The sequence below is a fragment of the Bacteroidetes Order II. bacterium genome (assembly GCA_016788705.1).
Taxonomy (GTDB): Bacteria; Bacteroidota; Rhodothermia; order Rhodothermales; family UBA2364; genus UBA2364.
In genome coordinates this window covers 1-7,820 of sequence record JAEUSQ010000043.1, presented here as the reverse complement: position 1 = coordinate 7,820, position 7,820 = coordinate 1, and the positions used below count along the sequence as shown (strand labels likewise).

Below are 7,820 nucleotides of genomic sequence, written 5' to 3'. Positions count from 1 at the left end.
ACGGAAATCTTCAATTACATAGCGTGCTACTACAACCCGAAAAGGAGGCATTCGGCACTGGGCTATCTTTGCCCCGACAACTTTGAGGAACGCTACTTTTCTAACTTAACGCTGTGTCCGTGAAAATGGGACCATGTCAATGTGAACGGAGTAGCAACGGTTGAAAAGACACGCAAGAAAACAGGAAATACTGTTGCATGGTTTGCACCTGATTTGCCTGTCTCTTCAGGGCCAGGTGAATACCACGGGCTTCCGGGTATGATTCTGCGATTGGATAAAAATGGAGATACGCTTGTTGCTACAAGATTGGAACTTGCACCTGTCAATAACAGCGTTTTCAAGAAACCTACAGGCAGACGAAAGGTAAACGAGGCAGCGTTTAGGCGCATCGAGCAGCAAAAAATAAAAGAAAACATAGAAATGCAACAAAGTAATTCAAGACGGGAGCAGGCAACGAACAATCAATAAGATAAGAATATGATGGCTTTGTTTAAAGTTTCTTTCTGAAATAGCATACGAATTGAAGCGAGTTGTCATGAAAATAAGGGTAGAGATGCAAAACAAATTTTGCGTTTCTGCCCTTATCTGCTTTCGGGGAAGTACGCAAATTGTGAACCTTGATTTTTTGGAAAGACACTTGCTTCTAAGAAGCTGTTCATGAATGTCTGATTAAGGTCATTAAATCCTTATAGGAACAAAAATGAGAATCAGGTTTAGATAAAAAGAGTTTTAATCTATTTACCAAAAACTACTTAGGCTAATTAAAGGGTTTAAAGGAAAACAAGTTGGCACTATTCTCGATACCTCACCCATTTATTATGACAATGGGTGGGAAGGCTTCAAAAATAGCGTATCTTTCTTACATGTAGCCCTTTGTTTATCATCATTACTCCCCCTATGATCAATATTATAAAAACTTTCTTTATTCTATTATTTTTATTGATTTTAAATGGTTGTGGGAAACCAACTTCCAGCCCACAAACCTTACCAACAACGTGGCCAGAAATGGAAACTGCCGCCAAAGGCAAAACCGTACGAATGTTTATGTGGACAGGTGATCCATTCATTAACCGCTACATGCAAGAATATGTGGTTCCTGAAGTTAAAAAAGCCCACAACATAGATTTGCAAATTAGTTCCGGCCAAGGCAATCAATTGGTTTCGATGTTGGCGACCGAGCTGGAAGCCAATAAGGCCATTTCTTCAGCGGATATTATGTGGATCAATGGCGAGACGTTTTACCAACTTCGCCAGATAAAAGCACTATTTGGCCCCTTTGTGGATCGTTTGCCCAATAGCCAGTACTTGAACATAGACAGCCCTTTTATCAATACCGACTTCCAACAAAAGGTAGATGGTTTTGAAGCACCTTGGGGCAATGTCCAAATGGCCTTTATTTATGATACCACCCGTGTCCAAATACCGCCACAAAACAGAAACCAACTTGCAGAATGGGTAAAGGCGCATCCCGGACGATTTACGATAGATACCCAGTTTGCAGGACTTACTTTCTTAAAAGGCTTGCTGATAGACATAGCGGGCGGCCAAACCGTCCTTAATGGCCCTTTCGACGAAGCCAAATATCAAAAATACAGTGCCCAACTCTGGCAATATCTCAAAGATTTACGTCCACACCTTTGGCGGCGTGGCGAAACCTATCCCGAAGGGGTGGCCCAATTACACCAACTCTTTGCCAACCGAGAAGTAGATTTCACCATGAGCAACAACGATGGTGAGGTGGATAATAAGGTTTTACAAGGACTGTTCCCCCAAACAACCAGGGCCTATGTTTGGGAATCGGGAACAATCCAAAACAGCCATTTTCTCGGAATTACTGCCCGTTCCGGACAAAAACCCGCTGCACTGGTGGTGATTAATTTTTTGCTTTCGCCAGAAGCCCAACGAAAAAAAATGGAACCAAAAGTATGGGGCGATGGGACGGTCTTAGACCTTAAAAAACTTCCTTCTGAAGAACGTGCCTTGTTCGAAGCCATTCCCGGGAGAAAATACGCCCCTCGTCGCGCCGATATCCAAAACCATGCCTTAATGGAGTTGGCGCCAGAATACATGATCCGTCTTGCCGCCGATTTCCGGAAGCACATGATCGAAGGAAAAACGCCATGAGCCAGTTTGCGGGGCGTTGGGGCGCATGGTTTTTTGGCATTGGAGCTGTTTTTCCGATTGTCTTCAGTGTAGGGTATGCCTTGCTGTATAGTGTGGGCTGGGCTGGCGTTATGGCAGATGGGTTCACATTTGCCCATTGGGCGAAAGTCTGGACCCAAAATGAGGTTATCCCTTCTTTACTCTTTAGTGCTTATGTTTCCACAATTTGCACGATTGCTGGCTGGTTATTTGCAGCGTTCATTTTTGTCCATCTTCATCGAAAATGGCTCCAAAGTAATTGGGCAATAGTGTGGTATTTACCATTCGCCTTGCCAGCCATGGTGGCTGGCTTTTTTACGTTTCAACTGTTTTCCGGCGGCGGTTGGTTGGCCCGCATCGCCTTTCATCTGGGTTGGATTACAAGCCCACAAGCCTTTCCCGAATGGGTACAAGACCCCTATGGTATTGGTATTGTGATGGCGCATCTGCTTACGGGTGTACCGTTTTTTTTGCTTCTTTTTCGTACCCTTTGGAAAGATGCAACGGTGGATGCTTATTCCGAATTATCTATTTCATTGGGCGCTTCGATATCGCAAACACGTTGGCGTGTCCAACTTCCGATTTTATTCCAGCGTTCCAAAGGCACTATGTTACTCTATTTTCTTGCTGTTTTTGGTGCTTACGACATCCCCCTAATGGTGGGATCCCAAAGCCCGCAAATGATTTCTGTATTGACTCTGAGGAAATTTGAACGGTTCGATCTGGCCGATAAACCGGAAGCTTTTATCATGGCGTTGCTCTACACTGCGATATTGTGCGCCATTTTACTCACGAGGAATGTTATAGATGAAAATCCTTAGAAAAGCTGTCTTTGGGAGCTTGGTTGGATTGGCACTCCTTCCGGTAGGGCTTCTGGCAATGTGGGCATTAGGAGAAGGTTGGCATTTTCCGCGACTTTGGCCCAAACGTTGGTCCTCTATCGCATTTTCACAGCTCTTTTCTGGAAAAATGGGCGAAAGTTTATGGCTTTCAGCTTGGATTTCTACCTGTGTTGCCGTCTTTGCCACGACCTTTGGATATATTACCGGACATTTTGTAAGCCATCACCCACGCAAAAAATGGCTTCTTCGTTTGGCATACTTACCTTTTGTTTCTTCTCCCGTGATTTTGGCAACTTGCCTGCTGTTTCTTTTTATCAAAATCCATTTAGTGGGTACCATTTTAGGCGTTATTTTAGCACAATGGATGTTTGCTTTTTCATTTGCCATTGTATTTTTTGTCCCCTTTTGGTCACCACAAATGAAATCCATTGAAGAGTTGGTTTATACGCTGGGGGGTACCCCTTTTGAGGCCATCCGGCACGTTTTATGGCCCATGTCCATAGCTGCTCTTCGCATGTGTTTCTTTCAAACGTTTCTGATCTCTTGGGTACAATACGGCATCACCCTGATGGTGGGTGCTGGAGAAGTTCAGACCCTACCTGTTTTGGTCTACTTCTATGTCAATGAGGCCAATATCACCTTTGCCGCAATGGCTTCACTCGTATTAATGCTGCCAGCGTTTATTTTGATGCTGGTAAATCGCCGCGATGTTTGGAGAGGCCAATGAATCCATCTGTACTCCTCACCATTCAAAACTTCTCTAAACGATATGGCCCTGAAACGATCTTACAAGGCATCACTTTTTCCTTGTATCGGGGCGACCTACTCGCGATTTTAGGGCGCTCTGGTAGTGGTAAAACCACGTTGTTAAAATGCCTTGCCGGGTTAGAAACACCGGATTCGGGTCAACTAGTGATAGAGGGTCAAGACGCCCACCAGCTCAAGCCACAGGGAAGAGGCATGGTGTACCTGTACCAAGAACCGCTCCTTTTTCCACATCTTAACGTTTTTGAAAATGTGGCCTTTGGGTTGCGCCTAAAAAAAATAGCTAAAAAGGAAGTTAAAGCCCAAGTCAATGCGTTGCTCGAACAGTTAGGATTGGCAGATCAGGCCCAAAAAGCGCCCCACCAACTTTCTGGTGGGCAAAAACAACGGGCGTCTTTTGGTCGGGCGCTACTCGTTAAACCACGTTTGTTGTTATTGGATGAACCCTTTGCCAGTCTGGATGTCGAAATCCGGGCACAAATGCAAACCTTGTTTTTAAATCTGGCAAATACATACCATACCAGCACCATACTCGTGACGCATGACCTTAAAGAAGCATTGATCATGGGCAAACGGTTTGGATTAATGCAAAATGGCTCCTTAAAACTATATGAAACCGCCCAATCTTTTATACAGGACGAGCATACGGGGGTTCAGCGCGAAATGGCCTTTTGGCAAAGCCAAGGCTAGGTTTTACGCTATACTCTCATGAGGAATTCCGTTCATCCCATTTAAAAAAGTTGTTACGATTGTATAAATACATATCTTTGAATTAAAACCAATCAAACATATTCCAAAAATTGATTGTAATAAACATTTTTACAAAAAAACTACTATATTTTTAGACTGACTTAATTTTTCCCATCTTACAACATGTTTTTACTCTTTGAAATGTGCAAAAAATTACCTAAGCTCCTAAACAAAAATATGACCAGTCGGACGAATGAAAATCCGTAATTTCCTAGCTTACATCCTGATCTTGCTCGTCGAGGCATTACGAATTGCGGCTTTACAGGCACGCAATCCTACAATGCCATGGCAAATTCATGTAAAGTTGAGCATACTTCATTTTATTTGGTTTTTTTTATTATGGCATTTTTTTGTATGGCTGAGCAAACCCTTAGAAAAAAGATTAAGCCTCATAGAACGACCTGTTACACGTATTCTAATGCAAACAATCGTATTTTCGATTATCATGTTTGCCTCCAATCATTTCATCATTCTCCCTTTACAGGTGTACATTAGTGAGCCTCATCGGGTAATTTTTGCTGAGAATATTACCATTGGGCGAATGTTTTTTATTACCACATTTACTGCGTTATATTTTAGTACGTCTATTTGGGAATTGCTTCTTGGGATTCGAGTACGCTCCGAACGATTGCTCAAAGAAAAGGCAATTCGTGACAGAGGGCGCGCCTTGATGCGCTTTGCTGATTTAAAGAATAAATTAGACCCGCATTTCTTATTTAATTCTATTACGGTTGCCACCGAATTGGTGTACGAAAATCCCGAAAAAACCGAGCAATTTTTGTTGCAACTTTCCAAAGTCTATCGCTATGTGGTACAGCATTATGATCAAAACTTGGTTTCGCTAAAAATAGAACTCGAATTTATAGAAGATTATTTACAACTCTTACAAACGCGGTTTCAAGAAGGCTTTAGTTATGAATTGGATAAATCGCTTGAAGCATACGAAGAGATGTACGTCATTCCGCTAACCTTGCAAGTACTTTTGGAAAATGTCATCAAGCACAACGTAGTTTCAAAGCGTTATCCTGTAAAAGTACAAATTTGGGCAACCGAAACCGCTATTTGCATTAAAAACAACTTAAATCCAAAGAAAGACATAAGCTTATCAGACGGTGTAGGCTTGGATAATCTGAAGCACCAATATCTATACTATGCACCAATGCCTTTGAAAGTTATAGAAACAAAAACTTCTTTTTGTGTTAAAATTCCTTTGCTTGACCCCAATACTTTAGAGGCATAAATGAAGTCGCGGTATATTCTGTCATACATCATTATTATACTTTTTGCGTTGATGCGATTCACCAATATCGCACTACTGTCGCCTACGATCCCCTTAAAGTTACAATTTATTTTGGCAGGTTGGTATATTTCATGGTATGCTGTACAGAATCAAAGTATTTTTATCTTAGGTCATTTCCTCAATAAGTACTTACCCTTAGATAAAAAACCATTTATCAGAATGTTTGTACAGATATTCATTTCTACTATCGTGTTGTGGATCGTACAATTTACAGTGGTAACGCCTTTTTTAGAATACATTGCTCGTGGATACCGCATCAATGGTTCTATTTATACCATTATTATTGGCTGGATACTCTTGTTATTAATGTTGAATGTGGTTTATTTTGCTACTTATTTTTGGGAATACTGGACGCGCTTGGTACTCAATTCAGAGCGAATCGAAAAGGAAGAAGCCATTCAAGAACGCGATATTGCCGAAGTACAATTTACCCAGCTAAAAAACAAACTCAATCCACATTTTTTGTTCAATAGTTTGGCAGTCGCGACCGATTTGGTGTATCAAAGCCCCGAAGATACACAGAAATTTTTGGTACAAATGTCGAAGGCATATCGTTACATTGTGCAGAATTATGACGAGCCGATTGTGACACTCAATGTAGAAATCAAGTTTATTGAGGATTATTTGGAATTATTGCGCACTCGTTTTCAAAAAGGATTTTTCTCGGAAATTGAGCAACTTTCGTCCGTAGAAAATAAATGGATTGTGCCTTTAACCTTACAGATTCTGGTCGAAAATGCCATTAAACACAACACGGTTTCCGAGCGTTATCCGATGTACTTAAAAATCGTGATTGAGGAAAACTTTTTACGGGTAGAAAATACGTTAAAGAGAAAAAAGGCAGTATTTTCGACCAGCGTAGGATTAAGTAACTTGCAAATGCAGTTTGCCCACTACACCTCCGAAAAAATCAGCATAACTGAAACAGACAACAGATTTACCGTTCATGTTCCTTTGTTTAATCAATATCACAATACGCCAAATAGCGAAACTACAACCCTATAAACGACAAACCTTTTATGATTCGCGCCATTATTATTGAAGATGAACCTTTTGCAGCCAATGCCTTGAAACGTGCTTTCTTGCGCGATCATCCCGATATTCAGGTATTGACCGTCCTACCCAGCATCGAAGAAACACGCGAGTGGTTTGCGGAAAAAGATGCGGTATTACCCGATATTTTCTTTATGGATATCCAGCTTGCCGACGGATTAAGCTTTGAATTATTTGATGTAATCCCGAATCATATTCCCGTCATTTTTACAACGGCGTATGATGAATATGCCATACAAGCCTTCAAAGTCAATAGTTTAGATTATTTATTAAAACCCATTGACCCACAAGAACTGTCTGCTGCCATTCAAAAATTTCGGGATCGCCAGCCAACAGAAGTTCCTGATGTACAACAAACCATTCGGAATTTACTTCAAGATTGGCAAACGCAACGCATTCGCTACAAGGAGCGGTTTCTTGTACCTTATGCGCAAGGGCTTATCCCGCTTTCGGTGGATGAAATTGCGTATTTTGTAAAAGAAGAGGTAATTTATGTAGTTACACGCAAAAACAATCGTTATTTGATGGATTATAAAACAATGGATGAGGTGGAGCGCTTGCTCAATCCTGCCCAATTTTACCGCGCCAATCGGCAATATTTAGTGCATATCGAGGTCGTCGGAAAAATCAAATCAAATTACAAAGGCTTGCATGTTTCCTTGAAGCCGCCACTCCAGACAGAACTTCAGATCAGCCAAGAAAAAGCGACAGCTTTTAAGCACTGGATGATGGGGTAAGGCTTATACCTTTCGCAAGGCTTGGACTTCTTCAATCATCAAACCAACGCCTTGTGAAATCGTGAGATTGTCTAAACCCATCGAAATAAAATTTTTAGCAATCTCAACCTTTGCAGCTCGTTTGGCATACGCTTCATTCTTCATAAGGGTAATTCTTGCCGCTTCTTGGTTTTTCGCTTGTGTGCGTTCTTCGGGCGTTAGGTTGTCGAAACTGATCAGTTCTATCGCCTT

At 41.6% G+C, this 7,820-nt stretch carries 9 protein-coding genes; 8 read left to right on the top strand and 1 reads right to left on the bottom strand.

The features are described from left to right. Nucleotides 1–141 precede the first annotated feature (141 nt). From JNN12_11590 to JNN12_11555, 8 genes are all read left to right on the top strand, one after another. Nucleotides 142–468: a GLPGLI family protein gene (locus JNN12_11590; protein MBL7978972.1), complete on the top strand. Its 327-nt coding sequence runs from the start codon at nucleotides 142–144 to the stop codon at nucleotides 466–468. Nucleotides 469–897: 429 nt separating this feature from the next. Then, nucleotides 898–2,124, top strand: coding sequence for an ABC transporter substrate-binding protein (locus tag JNN12_11585; GenBank protein ID MBL7978971.1), 1,227 nt, complete (start codon nucleotides 898–900; stop codon nucleotides 2,122–2,124). Beyond that, entirely contained in the window at nucleotides 2,121–2,963 is an 843-nt protein-coding gene (locus JNN12_11580; protein MBL7978970.1) for a hypothetical protein, read from the top strand. Before JNN12_11585 ends, JNN12_11580 begins: the two co-directional genes overlap by 4 nt. Beyond that, the gene (locus JNN12_11575; GenBank protein ID MBL7978969.1) at nucleotides 2,950–3,711 is read left to right on the top strand and encodes an ABC transporter permease subunit; all 762 of its coding nucleotides are present in this window, start codon (nucleotides 2,950–2,952) and stop codon (nucleotides 3,709–3,711) included. The genes JNN12_11580 and JNN12_11575 overlap by 14 nt, the downstream gene beginning before the upstream one ends. Beyond that, entirely contained in the window at nucleotides 3,708–4,439 is a 732-nt protein-coding gene (locus tag JNN12_11570; GenBank protein MBL7978968.1) for an ATP-binding cassette domain-containing protein, read from the top strand. Before JNN12_11575 ends, JNN12_11570 begins: the two co-directional genes overlap by 4 nt. Before the next feature lie 688 nt (nucleotides 4,440–5,127). After that, nucleotides 5,128–5,739: a histidine kinase gene (locus tag JNN12_11565; protein ID MBL7978967.1), complete on the top strand. Its 612-nt coding sequence runs from the start codon at nucleotides 5,128–5,130 to the stop codon at nucleotides 5,737–5,739. A 219-nt stretch (nucleotides 5,740–5,958) separates the two neighbouring features. Beyond that, the gene (locus JNN12_11560; protein MBL7978966.1) at nucleotides 5,959–6,804 is read left to right on the top strand and encodes a histidine kinase; all 846 of its coding nucleotides are present in this window, start codon (nucleotides 5,959–5,961) and stop codon (nucleotides 6,802–6,804) included. A gap of 14 nt (nucleotides 6,805–6,818) precedes the next feature. Further along, entirely contained in the window at nucleotides 6,819–7,589 is a 771-nt protein-coding gene (locus JNN12_11555; GenBank protein ID MBL7978965.1) for a response regulator transcription factor, read from the top strand. A 3-nt stretch (nucleotides 7,590–7,592) separates the two neighbouring features. Here the strand turns inward: JNN12_11555 and JNN12_11550 are convergent. After that, the coding region (locus JNN12_11550; GenBank protein MBL7978964.1) for a hypothetical protein at nucleotides 7,593–7,820 on the bottom strand (228 nt) is incomplete at its 5' end.